Source organism: Bartonella mastomydis (assembly GCF_900185775.1).
Lineage (GTDB): Bacteria > Pseudomonadota > Alphaproteobacteria > Rhizobiales > Rhizobiaceae > Bartonella > Bartonella elizabethae.
The window spans coordinates 842639-860856 of sequence record NZ_LT883138.1; the positions used below are offsets into that span (position 1 = coordinate 842639).

Annotated in this window: 18 protein-coding genes; 13 read left to right on the forward strand and 5 right to left on the reverse strand. The window is 37.8% G+C overall.

What is annotated here, in order from left to right; genetic code table 11:
• Positions 1 to 162: 162 nt before the first annotated feature.
• On the reverse strand, positions 163 to 852 hold the full coding sequence (gene hdaA / locus FJG96_RS06945) for a DnaA regulatory inactivator HdaA (RefSeq protein WP_139413322.1): 690 nt from the start codon (positions 850 to 852) through the stop codon (positions 163 to 165).
• On the reverse strand, positions 849 to 2060 hold the full coding sequence (locus tag FJG96_RS06950) for an AI-2E family transporter (protein ID WP_139413323.1): 1212 nt from the start codon (positions 2058 to 2060) through the stop codon (positions 849 to 851). The genes hdaA and FJG96_RS06950 overlap by 4 nt, the downstream gene beginning before the upstream one ends.
• Positions 2061 to 2218: 158 nt before the next feature.
• Between FJG96_RS06950 and purM the strand changes: the two genes are divergently transcribed.
• Positions 2219 to 3310 (forward strand): phosphoribosylformylglycinamidine cyclo-ligase, encoded by a 1092-nt coding sequence (gene purM / locus FJG96_RS06955; RefSeq protein WP_139413324.1) that lies wholly within the window; start codon positions 2219 to 2221, stop codon positions 3308 to 3310.
• Positions 3307 to 3918 carry a phosphoribosylglycinamide formyltransferase gene (gene purN / locus FJG96_RS06960; protein ID WP_139413325.1) on the forward strand — a complete coding sequence of 204 codons (612 nt, stop codon included), beginning with the start codon at positions 3307 to 3309 and terminating at the stop codon, positions 3916 to 3918. The genes purM and purN overlap by 4 nt, the downstream gene beginning before the upstream one ends.
• A gap of 278 nt (positions 3919 to 4196) precedes the next feature.
• On the opposite strand, the gene FJG96_RS06965 is transcribed toward purN, so the two are convergent.
• Positions 4197 to 6740, reverse strand: coding sequence for a hybrid sensor histidine kinase/response regulator (locus tag FJG96_RS06965; RefSeq protein WP_139413326.1), 2544 nt, complete (start codon positions 6738 to 6740; stop codon positions 4197 to 4199).
• Positions 6741 to 6954: 214 nt separating this feature from the next.
• On the opposite strand from FJG96_RS06965, the gene FJG96_RS06970 reads away from it, so the two are divergent.
• Positions 6955 to 7422, forward strand: a complete 468-nt coding sequence (locus tag FJG96_RS06970; RefSeq protein WP_139413327.1) for a flagellar biosynthetic protein FliO — start codon at positions 6955 to 6957, stop codon at positions 7420 to 7422.
• 52 nt (positions 7423 to 7474) lie between these two features.
• Here FJG96_RS06970 and dksA read toward each other — a convergent pair whose 3' ends face one another.
• Positions 7475 to 7891 carry an RNA polymerase-binding protein DksA gene (dksA, locus tag FJG96_RS06975; RefSeq protein ID WP_139413328.1) on the reverse strand — a complete coding sequence of 139 codons (417 nt, stop codon included), beginning with the start codon at positions 7889 to 7891 and terminating at the stop codon, positions 7475 to 7477.
• 310 nt (positions 7892 to 8201) lie between these two features.
• Positions 8202 to 8735 (reverse strand): flavin reductase, encoded by a 534-nt coding sequence (locus tag FJG96_RS06980; protein ID WP_139413329.1) that lies wholly within the window; start codon positions 8733 to 8735, stop codon positions 8202 to 8204.
• A gap of 143 nt (positions 8736 to 8878) precedes the next feature.
• Here FJG96_RS06980 and rpe point away from each other — a divergent pair, with 143 nt between their 5' ends.
• From rpe to FJG96_RS07030, 10 genes are all read left to right on the forward strand, one after another.
• Positions 8879 to 9565 (forward strand): ribulose-phosphate 3-epimerase, encoded by a 687-nt coding sequence (gene rpe / locus FJG96_RS06985; protein ID WP_139413330.1) that lies wholly within the window; start codon positions 8879 to 8881, stop codon positions 9563 to 9565.
• Positions 9565 to 10872, forward strand: coding sequence for an adenylosuccinate lyase (gene purB / locus FJG96_RS06990; protein ID WP_139413636.1), 1308 nt, complete (start codon positions 9565 to 9567; stop codon positions 10870 to 10872). Before rpe ends, purB begins: the two co-directional genes overlap by 1 nt.
• 66 nt (positions 10873 to 10938) lie before the next feature.
• Positions 10939 to 11487 carry an RBBP9/YdeN family alpha/beta hydrolase gene (locus FJG96_RS06995; protein WP_139413331.1) on the forward strand — a complete coding sequence of 183 codons (549 nt, stop codon included), beginning with the start codon at positions 10939 to 10941 and terminating at the stop codon, positions 11485 to 11487.
• A gap of 160 nt (positions 11488 to 11647) precedes the next feature.
• Positions 11648 to 12412: a phosphoribosylaminoimidazolesuccinocarboxamide synthase gene (gene purC, locus FJG96_RS07000; protein ID WP_139413332.1), complete on the forward strand. Its 765-nt coding sequence runs from the start codon at positions 11648 to 11650 to the stop codon at positions 12410 to 12412.
• An 84-nt stretch (positions 12413 to 12496) separates the two neighbouring features.
• Positions 12497 to 12736 (forward strand): phosphoribosylformylglycinamidine synthase subunit PurS, encoded by a 240-nt coding sequence (gene purS / locus FJG96_RS07005; protein ID WP_139413333.1) that lies wholly within the window; start codon positions 12497 to 12499, stop codon positions 12734 to 12736.
• 11 nt (positions 12737 to 12747) lie between these two features.
• Positions 12748 to 13419 carry a phosphoribosylformylglycinamidine synthase subunit PurQ gene (purQ, locus tag FJG96_RS07010; RefSeq protein ID WP_139413334.1) on the forward strand — a complete coding sequence of 224 codons (672 nt, stop codon included), beginning with the start codon at positions 12748 to 12750 and terminating at the stop codon, positions 13417 to 13419.
• A 288-nt stretch (positions 13420 to 13707) separates the two neighbouring features.
• Entirely contained in the window at positions 13708 to 15918 is a 2211-nt protein-coding gene (purL, locus tag FJG96_RS07015) for a phosphoribosylformylglycinamidine synthase subunit PurL (RefSeq protein ID WP_139413335.1), read from the forward strand.
• Positions 15919 to 15978: 60 nt separating this feature from the next.
• Positions 15979 to 16212, forward strand: a complete 234-nt coding sequence (locus FJG96_RS07020; RefSeq protein WP_139413637.1) for a BolA/IbaG family iron-sulfur metabolism protein — start codon at positions 15979 to 15981, stop codon at positions 16210 to 16212.
• Between the two features lie 94 nt (positions 16213 to 16306).
• On the forward strand, positions 16307 to 16639 hold the full coding sequence (gene grxD / locus FJG96_RS07025) for a Grx4 family monothiol glutaredoxin (RefSeq protein ID WP_139413336.1): 333 nt from the start codon (positions 16307 to 16309) through the stop codon (positions 16637 to 16639).
• Between the two features lie 73 nt (positions 16640 to 16712).
• Complete coding sequence (locus tag FJG96_RS07030; RefSeq protein ID WP_139413337.1) at positions 16713 to 17969, forward strand: multidrug effflux MFS transporter; 1257 nt, start codon at positions 16713 to 16715, stop codon at positions 17967 to 17969.
• Positions 17970 to 18218 lie beyond the last annotated feature (249 nt).

Sequence of the window (18218 nt, forward strand, 5' to 3'; positions counted from 1 at the left end):
CAATAAAATCTCAAAGTCATTTCTGACACGCATAAAAAAGTAAAAATAATATCTTTCACTTTTAACAGATATTAAGAAAGCAGAAAATTTAAATGACGTGTCCTTCCTTATATTCAAACAATAATAAAAGGAAATATCATGTGACGTCATGATAAGAAGTGTTTACGTTTTTTTGTTATTCAAAACTTCAGCAATCACAGCACGCGTTATTTTTCTTTTTCTTTGTAACGCCAACTGATCAACAGAATCAATAACATGCTTCAATGAAAATAAAGAACGTTCACAACGGCTGATAAGATAATAAACTGTATCTGGATGTACAATAAGCTGTCTATCGGAAAAAAGCTTAAAGGCAACAGCTGTTAACAATGCATCATCAGGCTGATTAATTTCAACAAACATCACCGAATTAAGACGACTTTTTAGATCATTTAACTTTAAATTCCAAGTAGAAGGGAGTGTTCGAGCCGTCATCAATAAAGTAGCTTGTCGTGCATCAACATTTGCTTGCTTAACACTGTTAATTAGATGAAAAAGTTCTGTTTCACTAATTTCACCAGCATCAATATCTTCTATTAAAAATGATCTGCCCAAAGAAGCCATAGCAACAGCTTGATCAATTTTATTGCGCTGAATCCTGAATGCATTTGCTTTTTGCTGCCATATACTCGAAAAGTGCGTTTTTCCAGATCCTTCTTTTCCAACCAAAACTGCAATAGGCACACTCCAATTGGGCCAATGATCAATAAGCTGAAAAGCCATACGATTGCTATCGGTTACGACTAAATCATCAAATTGAAAAATTGGCTCATAAGGAAAATTTAAAGATAACTGCGTTTCTCGCCCATTCATTTTAGTGGCTCCGACTTTCCGCTTCGCGAATACATCTGAGAACTAAGATAAGTATGAAGGGCAAAACGAACTAAAACGCCCACAGCCGCCGCGGCAGGAACAGCAACAAGCATACCAGTAAAACCAAAAAGTGAAGAAAAAGCAAAAAGCGAAAACATCAACCACACGGGATGTAATCCCACTGATGAACCAACAAGTTTTGGTTGAAGAATATAGCCTTCAATAAATTGACCAATTAAAAAAAGTACCATCACAATAATGATTCCCCCCCAATTATTGGGATAAAATTGGACCCACGCAATTCCAACAGAAAGAACCAAACCACTCATTGTTCCAATATAAGGAATAAAGCTAATAAGGCCAATAAACATCCCCACCAAAAGACCAAAATTGAGCCCTGCAATCGTTAAACCAATCGCATAATAGCCCCCCAATATGAGGCAAACGGTTCCTTGTCCGCGAACAAAGCCTGCGATAGCTCTATCCATTTCATGAAAAATACTTCGAACGGTTTCAAGATGATCACGCGGTATTAACGAATCAATTGCTGTCACCATACGTGGCCAATCTAATAACATGTAAAATGTCACCACAGGCGCCACAACAAATAAGCTAACAATATTAACAATAGACTTTCCTGATTTCAAAAGTGAATTCAAAAGAGATGTAATAAAATCAGAACCTTCTCCCAAAAGCCCTTTAATATTACTCCGTAATTCATTTGGATCACTTCCAAAATAGTGACTTATCCAATCAAAATCATGCTCAACGAAAAAAGTTTGAATACGATTAATATAAACAGGTAAGCCATCACTCACAAATTGCTGTATTTGTGAACTAATAATAGGAATCAGAATAACTAAAGCAGCAACAAAGATAATAACAATAAATAAGGTAATAAGGACAGTACCAAAAACACGGCGAATACCAAACTTTTCAAGGAGTTGAACAATGGGATTAAGAAAATAAGCCAAAACAATTCCTGCCACAAAAGGCAGCAAAATTGATCCAAAAACAAACATAAAAAAAATGAAAAAAATCAGCGTCCCCAGCCAAAAAAAGATTTGTCTTTTCATATTATTTGGCAACGGTAATTGTGTATATGCTGGCGTATAAGTCTTATAACGGTCACGGGATGTACTCTCACTCCCTTTCTTTTTCATAAGTTTCCACGAAGACTGCCCATGATTATCTGATATCTTGCTCATAAAATATCCTAAAAAAATTCTTCACAAAAATTATAAACATCTTCAAAATAAGGTACAAGTAAAGTTGCTTATTTTGTTATCAATATCTCTTGCAGAGAAAACTCTATCATGGCATTGCATAACATCAAAACCTGATTTTCCATTAAAGGAAGGCTCCAATGAGCAATCAAGATCTTACAAATACAAAATCCAAAGCTGGTCTTACCTACGCAAAAGCCGGTGTAAACATCGATATGGGTAATGCTATGGTAGAAAAAATTAAACCCTTTATACGCGCGACAAAACGAGCCGGAGCAGATGCAGAAATTGGCGGTTTTGGTGGTCTTTTTGATTTAAAAGCAGCGGGCTTTACAGATCCCATCTTAGTCGCAGCCAATGATGGAGTGGGAACAAAACTAAAAATTGCCATTGAAAGTGGTCACCATAACACTGTAGGCATTGATCTGGTCGCTATGTGTGTCAATGATTTACTTGTACAAGGAGCGGAACCTCTTTTCTTTCTGGATTATTTTGCAACGGGTAAGCTTGACCCTGAACAAGGTGCTGCAATTGTTTCTGGCATTGCAGAAGGATGTAAACAAGCCGGCGCTGCTCTTATTGGGGGAGAAACTGCAGAAATGCCAGGAATCTATGCAGAAGGGGATTATGATCTAGCAGGTTTTGCGGTAGGCGCATGTGAACGCAGCGCGCTTCTCCCTTCAAAAGACTTGACAGAAGGCGATATTATCTTAGGTCTAAGCGCCTCTGGAATTCATTCCAACGGCTTTTCGCTTGTTCGCCGAATCATTCAAGAAAGTCATCTCAAATGGAATGACCCTGCCCCTTTTTCCCCCAAAAACAGCCTTGGTACAGCACTCCTAACACCAACACGCATCTACGTGAAATCGCTTCTTCCTACCATGCGAAAATACGAAGGAATTAAAGCTCTAGCACATATTACAGGTGGAGGCTTTCCTGAAAATATTCCACGTGTCATTCCTTCTTCTCTCTGTGCTGAAATCAATCTTTCTACCATCAAGGTTCCCTCCGTCTTTTCATGGATTGCCAAACAAGGTCAAATAGAAGAAACAGAAATGTTACGAACATTCAATTGTGGTATTGGCATGATCATTATCGTTGCACAGCATGCAGCTGGAACAATTACGCAAGCTCTTGAAAAAAATGGAGAAACTGTGACACCTCTTGGCATTTTAATAAAACGCCAAGATCAAAATAAAGGAATACTTTATAAAGGGGTATTGCATTTATGAAAAAACAAATCGTCGTTTTCATTTCTGGTAATGGGTCCAACATGGTTGCCCTTGTTCAAGCAAGCCAGCAAAAGGAATATCCTGCTGAAATCGCGGCAGTTATTTGCGATAATCCACGTGCAAACGGTATTGAAAAAGCACAAAATCACAACCTACCTATTCATATTGTTGATCGCAAAATTTACAAAACAAAAGAAGAGCATGAAGAAGATATTTTCAAGATTTTAGATCAATATAAACCGGATTTTATCTGCTTTGCAGGATATATGCGCCTTATCTCATCGCGTTTCGTCAAACGTTATGAGGGGCGAATTTTAAACATTCATCCTTCTCTTTTACCCTCATTTAAAGGCTTAAACACGCATGAAAGAGTTTTACAAGCAGGCGTAAAAATCACGGGTTGCACTGTTCATCTTGTTACAGAAGACATGGATGCTGGCAAAATCCTTGCCCAAGCAGCTGTTCCAGTCTATCCTGATGATACTGCTGAGTGCTTAGCACAAAGAGTTCTTAAAGCAGAGCATAAACTCTATCCCGAAGCCCTAAAAGTATTTATTGAAGGAAAGAGCAGAATAGCCGATACGCAACAACAGCTCTTATCCTTTTGAAGGTATCAGCAATCTTATAGCATTTTTTAACGTTGTAGATACAGTTTCTCTTTAGAATCTATGGTTAAAAAACTCTGAAGTTGACGGGGTTAAGTCTATTTCTTCATAATTTTTTACGTAGAATGTGCAATTGTTTTGAATTTTATTTAAATTTCCAAATCGTTCTTCTTCATTTCGTTTTCTGGACATTAATACGCAGTCTATTGATCAAAATACTTTCGTATTTCTTCCAAAAAAATCTTAAAATATGTAATTTTTCTATTGCATTAATTTTGGTGTCATGACGCAAGTGTTTCTTTAACTGTTAGAGCTAACTGTTTGAGTGTAAAAGGTTTAGATAAAAAACCAAAAACAGCATCTTGTGGAAGATTCTTAGCAAAAGCATCTTTTGCATATCCAGAAACAAAAAGAAATTTGATATCAGGATAGCTTTTACGGACTTCCTTCAATAAAGTAGGCCCATCCATTTCTGGCATCACCACATCGGAAACAATAATATCAACAACGCCTTTTTTTTCCTCAAGAATAGAAAGGGCTTCCACCCCACTAGCTGCCTCCAAAACCTTATATCCTCTCATTTGAAGAGCTCTTACCCCCCCCATTCTGACCGCATCCTCATCTTCAACCAATAAAACAGTCGCAGATCCTGTTAAGTCTATATTTTTATCTTTCTCTTCCTCTTTTTCAATTTTTTGAGAAATTTCTCCTTTTATATCTGGAATATAACGGGGCAGAAAAATATGAAATGTTGCTCCTTCTCCCTCTTTACTTTCACAATAAATATACCCACCACTCTGCTTGATAATTCCATAAACCATTGATAAACCAAGGCCTGTTCCTTTTCCAACTTCTTTAGTTGTAAAAAAAGGCTCAAACATTTTTTCTTGTATAGCAGTAGATATCCCAGTTCCTGTATCTGAAATAGTTAATTGCACATATTCACCAATTGCTAAACCAAGATGATTAAAGTCAGCACTTTGTTGTTTTGTAATATTATTTGTCGCAATCGTAACAATACCTCCATCAAACATGGCATCACGCGCATTAATAACCAAATTCATAATCACACGCTGAAAAGAGGCTTGATCGACCTCAACGCTCCACAAATCTCTTCCATGGATAATTTTTAACTGAATATTATTCCCTAAAAGTGGTAAAACAAGATTACGAATATCGGATAAAAATTCTGTGAAATCAACCTCTTCAGGTCGAAGGGTTTGCTTTCTAGAAAAAGCGAGTAATTGCTGGACAAGAGCAGCCGCACGATTAGCATTATTTTTAATATTGATCAGATCAGCATGCGCAGGATCAGAGCTCCGATGCGTATTTAAAAGAAGATCACATGACATTAAAATTGCTGTTAAAACATTATTAAAATCATGCGCAATGCCACCTGCCAATTGTCCAACAGCTTGCATTTTCTGACTATGCATCATTTTATCTTCAAGTGTTTTTTGTTCTGTTGTTTCAATGACAGAGATAATGATCAAATCTTGTAGCACATCACCATGATAGGGTGGTACAGACATCACATGGAGGCGCAAATGGCGTTCTTCATTCTTTTCTAAAACCGTCTCCAAAGAAACAAAATAATTTTTATTGGTCGCAATTTTCTGAAAAGCACGCTCTAACTGCACACAATCACGACGGGAAATAATATCATAAAAGTTGATAGTCTTATTCATACACGCCGTAAGTGATGAAAAAGCATTATTCATGTGAATCAATTGCCCTTCCTGATTTACCACGGCAATTGCAAAAGGACTCGCATCAAAATATTCTTCTAATATACTGGGTAATTTTGATTCATCAGCCTCTTCTTTTTGTATTTGTTGTGGAATGATCACAATACGATAAACGGCTTCCTCCTCTAAGAGAGGAGAAGCAGAAATAAAACAATGAAATATTTTCTCACCTATCGTCTGTGAATTTAAACACAATGAAAATCTATAAGGTAAAGAGTAACCTGAGTTTTGATATCTATTAGTTTGTAAACAAATATCACTCCATGAACTTTTAGCACCAACGCTCTCAAATAATGAATCAAAATGATATTGACCAACTGAGAAATTTGCTAAATCAATTGAAAACCATTCGGCAAAAACCGCATTGGCATAAAGAAGTGTACCTTGTGTATTAACGGATATAAAAGCAACAGGTGCTTGATCTAAGTGATTAATCGCCTCTTGAAGGTTAGAGAAAAAAACTTCTCGATTTTGTTGTAAATGCGAAATATCGCTAATACGCCAAAATAAAAGCTTTTTTTTCCGTTTTGTAATAGGTTGAACAGAGATATTATACCAAACAGATTTTTTTTGTGTAGAATCGGTAAAGATTGGTTGCTCTACTCTTAACTCTTCTTGCGCTGAGAGATTATTATAGGCAGCAGCTTTTAAGCGATAGGAAAGTGCACCAGCTCCTGGAAGATCAGCAATAACCCTATAACAAGATCCTTCAGGCTTATAGGTTAGAATTTTTTGATAATTTTGATTAGAATAATAAACAAAACCAGAAAGATCAGAGATTACAATTGCATCATCGCTCCTATTAAAGATGCTAAAATCAAAATCTTCATGCAACCACAATGCATGGTATCTTAACATTCCCATTCCACTTAAAATGAGTGTTGCAACACCGATAGTTGCTAGAATCAAAAAAGAGGCTACCACAGCCTTTTGCAAATAACTTTGTGGATAAAAAAAATCTAAAATGCCCACAGTGAAAAGGAAAACAAAGATAAAAATAACACCTAAAATCACAACTCTCCGACGAACAGAAGACGAAGACGCTGATCTTTCATTATTCTCAAAACCTTTATCCATCTCTCTTTGCCTTAGATTTAGCTGTCTCTTATGCTAAGAAACTTCCTTTATATTCCATTGTTATACAATATATACTATGATATTATCTTTCTAAGGAAGCTCACTTAATGTTAAAAAGTTTATTTCTTTATCTTTAAGTGAATCTTTTAAGGGTATGTTATAAATTTATCTCAATAAAAAACGATAATTTCCATACCACAATGGGAGAAAATCTATGGTTACTTGGTTATCAGACCAAATAGGTGTATCTGCTGCAAACGTAACAATAAGTTTTTTGTTTTTTATAATAACAGTCACAGCTCTTATCATAATTATCTTGTTTTTACGCCGTTTGAATACGGGAAGATACAACACGAATAGAAAAAAAAGTCTCTCACGATTAGCATTATGTGAAGCAATTTCTATAGATAAAACACGCCGCCTTGTTTTAGTCCGTTGTGATAATAAAGAACATTTACTTCTTATTGGCGGATTAACAGATGTTGTTGTAGAATCGGATATTACCAGCACACAGAAGAAAGAAATACATCCCCACCCCACATCTTCCCTTACAGAAAGAAACGAGACGACAGATAAAACCTCTTCTTCTTTTACGAATCAAACGGTAAAAGATTCAGCCATCACGGCAGAAATTGAAGGGAGACAAGAGCCATCTTTGTTTATTCCCACCCCTCCAAAATAAAATATACAATTTGATTACTTACAAACTTCATTTGTTTATCGTTCTCATGACTTTAATCATCACGATAAACTTTTTCACGTCGTTCGTGACGTTCTTGTGCTTCTAGCGACAAAACGGCAATTGGCCGAGCCTCAAGACGCTTTATACTAATAGGCTCACCGGTTTCTTCACAAAAACCATATGTCCCATTATCAATTCGCTCCAAGGCAGCATCTATTTTTGCAATAAGTTTCCTTTGACGATCACGAGCACGTAATTCAATTGTACGATCAGTTTCACAAGACGCCCGATCGGTCAAATCTGGTTGACCAACATTCTCTTCCTGCAAATTTTCCAAAGTCTCACGCGCTTCTTTTAAGATATCATTTTTCCAAGAAATCAATTTAGCACGAAAATATGCCTTTTGCCGTTCATTCATAAAAGGCTCATCTTCACTAGGGCGATATTGACCATCAATCTCTTCGCTCATGCAATAAAAAACCTCCACATCTGCTCTGTGGGGTCTATATATTGTGCAATACCCATCAACACAAGAGTAAAATGTTTTTTCATAACAATCTACAAATATGTCCAAATGCGCTATTTAGTCTTGATTGCTTTTTTGTCTAATTTTGGACTTTTGATCAAAGATCATCCAAAAATCATTTTTCTCATTTATTAAGAAACCTTTAAAAGAAGAAAATTTAAAATTCAAAGCCCCCCTCCTCCTTCATCAGTACGCTCACATTTAAATTGGAACACCAATAAATCATTTTACCAATACCAAAAAATAAAAATATTTATAAAGGCAAAGTGTGATATCCACGATTCAAATACATCAAAGCATCTTTTTCTTGACTACGGTTGATTGCAACAACTTCACCAATCAAGACACAATGGGTTGCGTGTTCATGCCAGCAAATCAAACGACAATCAAAAGAGGCTAAAGCATCTGAAAGACTAGGCGCCCCCGTCTGCAAAGTTCCCCATTGAGCCACATCAAAACGTTCATTTTGTGTAACGTTGCAACGCCTCGAAAAAACATCCGCTAATGGACGATGTTTTCCTGCCAAGCTATTAACACAAAAAATTCCATTCTCCATAAACACATGATTCTTCAGGTTGTGGCGCATGAGACAAACAAGAAGCGTTGGAGGATTATCTGATAAAGAACAACACGCCGAAACCGTCACCCCGCGCTTTCCTTTAATGCCATCTGTTGTCACAATATGCACAGCGCCTGCAAAATGACTCATAGCATCTCGATATTCTTGCGAAGAAACGGTAATATTATCTTGAAGTTCAGGCTTCAAACATGTTTTATGATTCGACATATCTTTCACTTATCAAACTTTAAAATTTCAAGCGATCTTTGTATAAAAAATCTATAATACGTATTTTTCTTTTTCGTCATAACACAAAAGATATTTGTGTATACAGAGCGACATGATAAAAACAGCCAATCAAGGAGATTTTTATGCCCCATTCTCATCTCATTTCACCTTCACTCTTGGCATCTGATTTTTCTAAACTTGGGCAAGAAATATTAGATGTTGTTGATGCTGGTGCAGATTGGCTCCATCTTGATATTATGGATGGGCACTTTGTTCCCAACATCACCTTTGGCCCTGAAATCGTCAAGGCTCTGCGTCCATTCACCAAAGCAATATTTGATGTCCACCTGATGATCAAACCAGTTGATCCTTATTTGGAAGCTTTTGCAAAAGCGGGTGCAGATATTATAACTATTCATGCTGAAGCAAGTCCCCATCTTCATCGTTCACTCCAAACAATCAAAGCAATGGGTAAAAAAGCAGGAATTGCACTCAATCCAAGCACCCCTGAACATGTCCTTGAATATTTGCTTGATCAATTAGATCTCATCCTCATCATGACGGTCAATCCCGGTTTTGGTGGACAAAATTTTATTCCAGAAATAAAAGATAAAATTAAGCGCGTTAAAAGTATGATTGCAAACCGCCCTATTGATCTTGAAGTTGATGGTGGTATCACCGTTGATACAATTGGAATAACTGCAAAAGCTGGTGCAAATGTATTTGTTGCAGGCTCTGCAATTTATAAAAACGGAAACAAAGAGCTTTACAAAGCACGCATGAATGCATTGCGCCAAGCAGCTCTCCTCTCACAACAAGGAAAAAAATGATGATCGCACGTTATTCCCGCCCTGAAATGGTAGCAATTTGGTCTCCCGAAACGAAATATCGTATTTGGTTTGAAATTGAAGCCCATGCCTGTGATGCTCTTGCTCAACTGGGAGTTATTCCGAAAGAAGCCGCCAAGGTTATTTGGGAAAAAGGGGCAGCCGCTGAATTTGATGTCAATCGTATTGATGAAATTGAAGCCATTACCAAACATGATGTTATTGCTTTTCTAACCCACCTCGCTGAGTTCATTGGACCAGAAGCACGTTTTATCCACCAAGGCATGACATCATCTGATGTTCTTGATACAACGCTGAGCATTCAATTGATGCGTGCGAGTGATATTTTGCTCAAAGATATAGACCAACTCCTTGAAGCCTTAAAAAGACGTGCTTTTGAACATAAAGAAACCATCACTATTGGGCGGAGTCACGGCATTCATGCTGAACCAACAACATTCGGCGTCAAATTTGCCCTTGCATATGCTGAATTTTCCCGTTGTCGCAAACGTCTTCTAGCTGCACGCGAAGAAATTTCTACTTGCGCAATTTCAGGTGCTGTAGGAACTTTTGCCAATATCGATCCACGCGTTGAAGAACACGTCGCAAAAGCCTTGAAAATGCGTGCTGAACCCGTTTCCACCCAAGTTATACCACGGGATCGTCATGCGATGTTTTTTGCAACACTTGGTGTTATTGCGTCCTCTATTGAAAGGCTCGCGATAGAAATACGCCATTTACAGCGAACGGAAGTTCTCGAAGCAGAGGAACATTTCTCACCAGGGCAAAAGGGCTCCTCGGCAATGCCTCATAAACGTAATCCAGTTTTAACAGAAAATTTAACGGGATTAGCCCGTATGGTTCGTGCATTTGTACTCCCTGCCATGGAAAATGTAGCACTTTGGCATGAACGCGATATTTCTCACTCATCTGTCGAGCGTTATATTGGCCCTGATGCAACGATTACACTTGATTTTGCTCTTTCTCGCCTCACATCTGTCATTGAAAATCTCATTGTCTATCCAGAAAATATGCAAAAAAATCTCAATAAATTCCGAGGTCTTGTTCACTCACAACGGGTACTTTTAGCACTCACACAAGCAGGAATCAGTCGCGAAGATGCGTATCGGATTGTACAACGAAATGCGATGAAGGTTTGGGAACAAGGAAAAGATTTTTTAGAAGAACTGCTCAACGACAAAGATGTTAGCAAAGCTTTAAGTGAAGCAGAGCTTCGAGAAAAATTTGATCTTTCTTATCACACCAAACATATCAATACGATTTTTAAACGTGTTTTTGAACAACAATAGAACAACATAGAAAGCCCAAATTCCAGTTATGATCAAAAAAAACTATTGTAACAAAGAAAACAATTTATGAAAGCAAATCAACTCGATATTCTTATTGTTCCAGGCTATAAAGGATCTGGTCCTGATCATTGGCAAACACGTTGGGAAAAAAAACTCTCGACAGCCCGCCGCATAGAACAAGCCCATTGGTCAAAACCTGTTTGTGATGAGTGGGTTAATGAAGTTAAAACCGCCATCGCACAAGCTCAAAAGCCTGTTATGATTATTGCTCACTCATTAGGCGTTCCTACCGCACTTCATGCAACGGTACAAAATGCAGAAAAAATTTGTGGCGCTTTCTTTGTTGCGCCTCCCGATGTCGCTAATGAGAAAATACGTCCCAAACATTTAATGACATTTGGCCCCTATCATCGTCAAAAGTTGCCTTTTCCTTCTGTTGTCATAGCTAGCCGCAACGATGAATTTTGTCAATTTTCAGTAGCAGAAAAAATCGCTCATGACTGGGGTTCACTCCTTGTTGATGCTGGGTATTCCGGCCATATTAACGCAGAATCTGGACACGGACCTTGGCCTGAAGGACTTATGGTTCTCTCTCATTTTCTTGCAAAAATTTGATCCAAAGAGAGGGCCTTTTTCTCATTACCTCTGTATCTTTGATGTATCATGACAAAAATTATAAAAGTATCATAGCAATATCATTGAGAATTTCGATCAACTAGGATAGTATCATTAACTAATGTTATTAAAAACCTCTCAAGATAAATAGAGAATTATAATGAATCGTCGCCACCGTATTTATGAAGGCAAGGCCAAAATTTTATATGAAGGTCCTGAACCAGGAACGTATATTCAATTTTTTAAAGATGATGCCACAGCCTTTAATGCAAAAAAACATGAAATTATCGACGGAAAAGGGGTTTTAAACAACCGAATTTCGGAACATATCTTTAGCCACCTTGGGCGTTTGGGTATCCCAACACATTTCATCAAACGCATAAATATGCGCGAACAGCTTATTAAAGCGGTAGAAATTATTCCATTGGAAGTTGTTGTTCGCAATATCGCGGCTGGCTCTCTTGCAAAACGTTTAGGACTAGAAGAAGGAACCCCACTTCCGCAATCCATCATAGAGTTCTACTATAAGAATGATTCTCTTGATGATCCGATGGTGACAGAAGAACATATCACTGCTTTTGGGTGGGCTGTCCCACAAGAGCTAGAAGATATCATGCAACTTTCAATTCGTATTAATGATTTTCTCTCTGGGCTTTTTGCCGGTGTCAATATTCAGTTAATTGATTTTAAAATGGAGTTTGGTCGCCTATGGGAAGATGAAACAATGCGTATTGTTCTTGCTGATGAAATTTCACCTGATTCTGCGCGACTATGGGATATGCAAACACGAGAAAAAATGGATAAAGATCGTTTTCGTCGTGATATGGGGGGACTTATTAATGCCTATCAAGAGGTTGCCAAACGCCTTGGTATTATGAATGAAAATGAACCAACTCGGCCAAGCGGTCCCGTCTTGGTAAAATAAAAACGCGTCAAGGTAAAATAATTACCACCTTCTATCAATACACCTCTTCAAAGGAGAGGTTCTTTTAAAAACAGGAAGCAAAAAATGAAAGCACGCATTACAGTTACTTTAAAAGAAAGTGTCCTTGATCCACAAGGAGAAGCAATTGTCGGTGCTTTTAAAAGTTTAGCTTTCGAAGATATTCACTCCATTCGTCAAGGAAAAGTTTTTGATATTGTTCTTGATGATCAACCCTCTGAAACAGCAAAGAAAAAACTTGAGAAGATGTGTGAAGAATTACTCGCAAATACTGTCATTGAAAATTATACTATCGAACTTCTTTAAGTGGGACACTTATGAAAACTGCCATCATTCAACTTCCTGGATTAAATCGCGACCGAGATATGGTTGCAGCATTGCATCATATAACAGGAGTTGAGCCTCTCAAAATTTGGCAAACAGAAACAACAATTCCCGATGTAGATGTTATTATTATTCCGGGTGGTTTTTCTTATGGCGACTATTTGCGATGTGGAGCTATTGGAGCACGAACCCCCGTCTTAAAAGCTATTCGTGAAAAAGCACAAAAAGGGGTTACAATAATAGGTGTTTGTAATGGATTTCAAATTTTGTTGGAAGCTGGATTGCTCCCTGGGACTTTAATGCGTAACGCCTCCTTAAAATTTGTTTGTCGTGAAGTCAAACTTGAAGTCGTTAACGCCAAAACAAAATTTTCTCGATATTATTCGAAAGGACAAATTATTCGTTGTCCTGTTGCTCACCACGATGGAAATTACTTTGCTGACAGCGAAACATTAAAACAGATGGAAGATAATGAACAAATTGTTTTTCGCTACGCAGAAAATACAAACCCTAACGGCTCAATAAAAGATATTGCTGGTATTGTTAATAAAGCTGGTAATATTCTTGGTATGATGCCCCATCCTGAAAACTTTATTGAAGCTGCTCATGGAGGAATTGACGGTCGTTTACTTTTTCAAAGCACTTTAGAATTAGTTAATAGGTGATGCTACAAAAATCCCTATACGCAATAACTTTAAAAACAAAAGTTTATATCATTTCTCACGTTGTAAATTTATAAACGGGAATTCTATACAAATAACAATGGATATTATTAAATACATAATTATTTAAGATTGTTTTTGGTCTTGAAATCCACCTAACCTAACAAACAAAATCTGCCACCTTACAGATGGATATTTTTTTATTAAACCACATAGTTTTCCATAATCTAAACTGCTAGATTAAAAAAAAATAAAATGCTGAATTTCGATTAATTTGACGGATAAGTACTCATGAATCCTTGCAATAACATCACAATTACACCAGAGCTCATTGCACAACACGGTCTAAAAGAGGATGAATATCAACGTATCCTAACATTAATCGGGAGAGAACCAACATTTACTGAATTGGGAATTTTTTCTGCAATGTGGAACGAACATTGTTCCTATAAATCCTCTAAAAAATGGCTCAAAACGCTTCCAACAGAAGGAAAATGTGTCATTCAAGGTCCTGGTGAAAATGCTGGTGTTGTTGATATTGGTGAAGGGCAATGTGTTGTTTTCAAAATGGAAAGTCATAACCATCCTTCTTATATTGAACCGTATCAAGGGGCCGCAACAGGTGTTGGTGGTATTTTACGTGATGTCTTTACAATGGGTGCCCGTCCTGTTGCAGCGATGAATGCATTGCGTTTTGGTGCCCCTCAACACCCCCGAACACGCCATCTTGTCTCTGGTGTCGTCTCTGGAATAGGTGGTTACAGCAATTCTTTTGGCGTTCCAACAGTTGGTGGGGAAGTCAATTTTGATGAGCGTTATAATGGCAATATCCTCGTTAACGCTTTTGTCGCCGGTATTGCAAAGACAGACGCCCTTTTTTATTCTAAAGCACAAGGCGTAGGGCTCCCTGTTGTTTATCTTGGTGCCAAAACAGGGCGAGATGGTGTTGGTGGAGCAACAATGGCTTCCGCTGAATTTGATGATTCAATCAGTGAAAAACGCCCAACTGTTCAAGTTGGTGATCCTTTTACAGAAAAATGTCTTCTTGAAGCGTGTTTAGAGCTCATGGAACTTGGAGCCGTGGTTGCTATTCAAGATATGGGGGCTGCAGGCCTCACCTCTTCTGCCGTTGAAATGGGTGCAAAAGGAAATCTAGGAATACAGCTTAATCTCGATAAAGTTCCCGTTCGTGAAGAAAACATGACAGCCTATGAAATGATGCTTTCTGAAAGTCAAGAGCGTATGCTCATGGTTCTTAAACCAGAGCTAGAAAAGCAAGCAGCAGCAATTTTTCATAAGTGGGGGCTCCATTTTTCCATTATTGGAAAAACAACCGATGATTTACGTTTTCGTGTCTTTCATCAGGGAGAAGAAGTTGTTAATCTTCCTATCAAAGAACTTGGTGATGAAGCGCCTGTTTATGATCGTCCTTGGAGTGAGCCTGCAAAAAAAACATTTCTGAAAGCAGAAGACGTCAAAAAAGTTGAAAATCTTGGTGATGTGCTTTTAACCTTATTGAATTCTGCTAATCAAAGTTCACGACGATGGGTTTATGAACAATATGATACGCTTATCCAAGGAAATAGCCTCATTTGTCCAGGAAGTGACGCAGGCGTCATCCGCGTCAACAATAAGAGTAGACGAGCTCTTGCTTTTTCTTCTGATGTAACCCCGCGCTATTGTGAAGCGGACCCTTATGAGGGAGGAAAACAAGCTGTCGCAGAATGCTGGAGAAATATTAGCACGACAGGTGCAACACCACTGGCTGCGACAGATAATCTCAATTTTGGAAACCCTGAAAAACCTGAAATCATGGGACAACTGGTTTTTGCAATTAAAGGCATCGGAGAAGCTTGCAGAATCCTCGACTTCCCTATCGTTTCAGGCAATGTTTCTCTTTACAACGAAACAAATGGGGAAGCTATTCTTCCTACCCCTACAATTGCTGGTGTAGGCCTTCTGAATGATTGGTCAAAAATGGTCACAATAAGTGGTATGCAAAATGGAGATAGTATCATTTTAGTGGGAAATTGTGGCTCTCATTTAGGACAATCAATCTATGCACGTGACATTTTAAATATTGATGCAGGGGCCCCTCCCCCTGTAGATTTGCAACTTGAAAAAAAGCATGGTCAATTTGTCCGTGATGTCATTCATAACGGTTTTGTTCATGCCGCTCATGACATTTCTGATGGGGGATTAGCGATTGCACTTGCCGAAATGGTCATTAAAGCAGAGAAGGGAATCAAGGTAAAATTAAGCAATAAATCTCCCCACCATGCAGAACTTTTTGGAGAAGACCAAGGACGTTATCTTTTAGCCGTCAAACCTGATGCTCTTAATAGTCTTAAAGAGCATGCGCAAACCCATGCCGTTTCTTTAATAGAGCTAGGACAAGTTGAGGGAGATTCCCTTCATATAGATGGGATATTCGCACTTTCAGTAGAAAGTCTCACACAAGCCTATGAGAACTGGTTTCCACAATTTATGGGTGAAAAATAAAAATTTATTCTTTCTCTTAAAACACTCTTACGAAAAAATGAACGATATAGGAGAATAATGATGGCAATGAGTGCCCATACAATTGAAAAGCTTATTCGTGAAGGTATTCCCGATGCGACTGTAACAATTCGTGATCTTGCTGGAGATGGGGAACATTATGCTGCAGAAGTTATCTCTGAAAGTTTTCGTGGTAAAACCCGTGTTCAGCAACATAAAATGGTCTATGATGCCCTTAAAGGTAATATGGGAAATGACCTTCACGCCTTAATGTTACAGACAAATATCCCAAAATAGTCTAAAATTTCTTCTTGCATTCATTCATTCAATACGATTAAAAATAATACGAACATTACACACTTATAAAAATCTGAGATATCGAGGAATAAAAATGACCACTGTTCATGATTTTATTGACAACGAGATTAAAACAAACGACGTCATTTTATTCATGAAAGGAACACCTGACGCTCCACAATGCGGTTTTTCAGGGCAAGTTGTTCAGATTCTCAACTATTTAGGATTGGACTATAAAGGGATTAATATTCTGATTTCTGACGAATTGCGTCAAGGGATTAAAGAATACTCAAATTGGCCAACAATTCCACAGCTTTATGTTAAAGGTGAATTTATTGGAGGGTGTGATATTGTTAAAGAAATGTTTCAAAACAATGAGTTACAGGAACTTTTAAAAGAAAAGAATATTCCGTGTAATCAATCATAGGTATCTTTTATTTTATTCAGACTCTTATAAAGAGAGCTGTTTTTAGACGAAATTTTTATTTCAAGGATGCCATATGTCATATTCAGTTGATGAACAAACGCATAGTGATGCGATTAGAAAAAAAATTGGCTATAAAGAATTTGTTATTCTAATTGCTTCACTCATGGCTATTAATGCTATAGCTGTAGATATTATGTTGCCAGCTATGCCCAATATTTTGGAAGGATTAAATGTTCTCAACGAGAATGATCAACATTATATCATTTCGAGTTATCTTATTAGCTATGGTATTGCTCAAATATTTTTTGGTCCAATCAGCGATCGATATGGGCGACGTAAACTTATGCTTATTGGGCTTGCTTTTTATTCATTTGCAGCGATTGGTTGTGCCTTTGTAACTGATTTTTCTCTCTTGCTTATTTTGCGTGTCTTGCAAGGGATTGGGGGAGCGTCTATGCGCGTTCTCACAGTTTCTGTCGTTCGTGATCTCTACAGTGGTCGAAAAATGGCAGAAGTCATGTCTATTGTTATGATGGTTTTTCTTGTTGCACCCATGGTTGGTCCCGCAACAGGACAGATCATTTTACTGCTCGGGCACTGGCAATTTATTTTCGTTTTCATGGCAATGGTTGGTTTTGGGCTCATGATTTGGATTCTATTTCGCTTGCCTGAAACACTTCATAAACAACGCCCTCTTTCCTTTTCTTCCATTAAACACAACTTATGGATTGTTGTGACAAATCGTACAACACTTTGCTACACACTCGCAACGTCCATCATTTTAGGCTGTATTTTTATTGCTGTTAATACATCACAACAAACCTATGAAGGAATTTATAACTTAGGCTTTTGGTTTCCGATAGCATTTGCCATCGGTGCTGCATTTCAGGCTTTCTCATCATTCATGAATTCTCAACTTGTTGGACGTCTTGGAATGCGGCGCATTGCTCATACGATGCTTTTGCTCTTTTGTACCACTTCATGTATTTGGTTTATTGGATCCATCTTAGCAGGTGGTGTTCTCCCTTTCCCTTTTTATATGACGTTATATTGTATATTAATGTTTACCTGCGGTGGTATAATGGCCAATTTCAATACACTCGCTCTCGAATCTCTGGGAGAAATTGCTGGTACAGCCTCTTCTGTCTCCGGATTTCTCCAAACATCTATCGGTGCAGGGCTGAGCTTTTTTGTAGCACAACAATTTGATGAAACAACCATCCCAAACTCAGCAGGATTTTTCTTTCTCAGTCTCGTTGCCATCCTTCTTATCTTATGGGCTGAACGCGGTCATCTCTTTAGGCAATATCATCATAATCCTAACGAATAAACATACTTAAAAGAAGACTAATAACATCTCTCTTGAATAAGAAAAATAGGTCTTTCACACAAAACGGAATACCTCCAAATAGAACATTTTGTGTTAAACATTCACATATTTGTCTTAAAGATATACCTCTCAAAGCATCAAATTATTGCACGATAGCCCTTATACATGATATAAAACATTCTATCATCCCCACGCTTATGAAGCGTGTAAAGCTGTTACCTTTATATTTCTATCCCCAATGTTACAACA

Bases quoted from the DNA above. Each gene is read 5' to 3' on its own strand.
- purB (WP_139413636.1), top strand. From the start codon at position 9,565: ATGATCGCACGTTATTCCCGCCCTGAAATGGTAGCAATTTGGTCTCCC.
- purC (WP_139413332.1), top strand. From the start codon at position 11,648: ATGAATCGTCGCCACCGTATTTATGAAGGCAAGGCCAAAATTTTATAT.
- FJG96_RS06995 (WP_139413331.1), top strand. From the start codon at position 10,939: ATGAAAGCAAATCAACTCGATATTCTTATTGTTCCAGGCTATAAAGGA.
- purS (WP_139413333.1), top strand. From the start codon at position 12,497: ATGAAAGCACGCATTACAGTTACTTTAAAAGAAAGTGTCCTTGATCCA.
- rpe (WP_139413330.1), top strand. From the start codon at position 8,879: ATGCCCCATTCTCATCTCATTTCACCTTCACTCTTGGCATCTGATTTT.
- FJG96_RS06970 (WP_139413327.1), top strand. From the start codon at position 6,955: ATGGTTACTTGGTTATCAGACCAAATAGGTGTATCTGCTGCAAACGTA.
- purQ (WP_139413334.1), top strand. From the start codon at position 12,748: ATGAAAACTGCCATCATTCAACTTCCTGGATTAAATCGCGACCGAGAT.
- purL (WP_139413335.1), top strand. From the start codon at position 13,708: ATGAATCCTTGCAATAACATCACAATTACACCAGAGCTCATTGCACAA.
- dksA (WP_139413328.1), bottom strand. From the start codon at position 7,891: ATGAGCGAAGAGATTGATGGTCAATATCGCCCTAGTGAAGATGAGCCT.
- FJG96_RS07020 (WP_139413637.1), top strand. From the start codon at position 15,979: ATGGCAATGAGTGCCCATACAATTGAAAAGCTTATTCGTGAAGGTATT.
- grxD (WP_139413336.1), top strand. From the start codon at position 16,307: ATGACCACTGTTCATGATTTTATTGACAACGAGATTAAAACAAACGAC.
- hdaA (WP_139413322.1), bottom strand. From the start codon at position 852: ATGAATGGGCGAGAAACGCAGTTATCTTTAAATTTTCCTTATGAGCCA.
- FJG96_RS06965 (WP_139413326.1), bottom strand. From the start codon at position 6,740: ATGGATAAAGGTTTTGAGAATAATGAAAGATCAGCGTCTTCGTCTTCT.
- FJG96_RS06980 (WP_139413329.1), bottom strand. From the start codon at position 8,735: ATGTCGAATCATAAAACATGTTTGAAGCCTGAACTTCAAGATAATATT.
- purM (WP_139413324.1), top strand. From the start codon at position 2,219: ATGAGCAATCAAGATCTTACAAATACAAAATCCAAAGCTGGTCTTACC.
- FJG96_RS06950 (WP_139413323.1), bottom strand. From the start codon at position 2,060: ATGAGCAAGATATCAGATAATCATGGGCAGTCTTCGTGGAAACTTATG.
- FJG96_RS07030 (WP_139413337.1), top strand. From the start codon at position 16,713: ATGTCATATTCAGTTGATGAACAAACGCATAGTGATGCGATTAGAAAA.
- purN (WP_139413325.1), top strand. From the start codon at position 3,307: ATGAAAAAACAAATCGTCGTTTTCATTTCTGGTAATGGGTCCAACATG.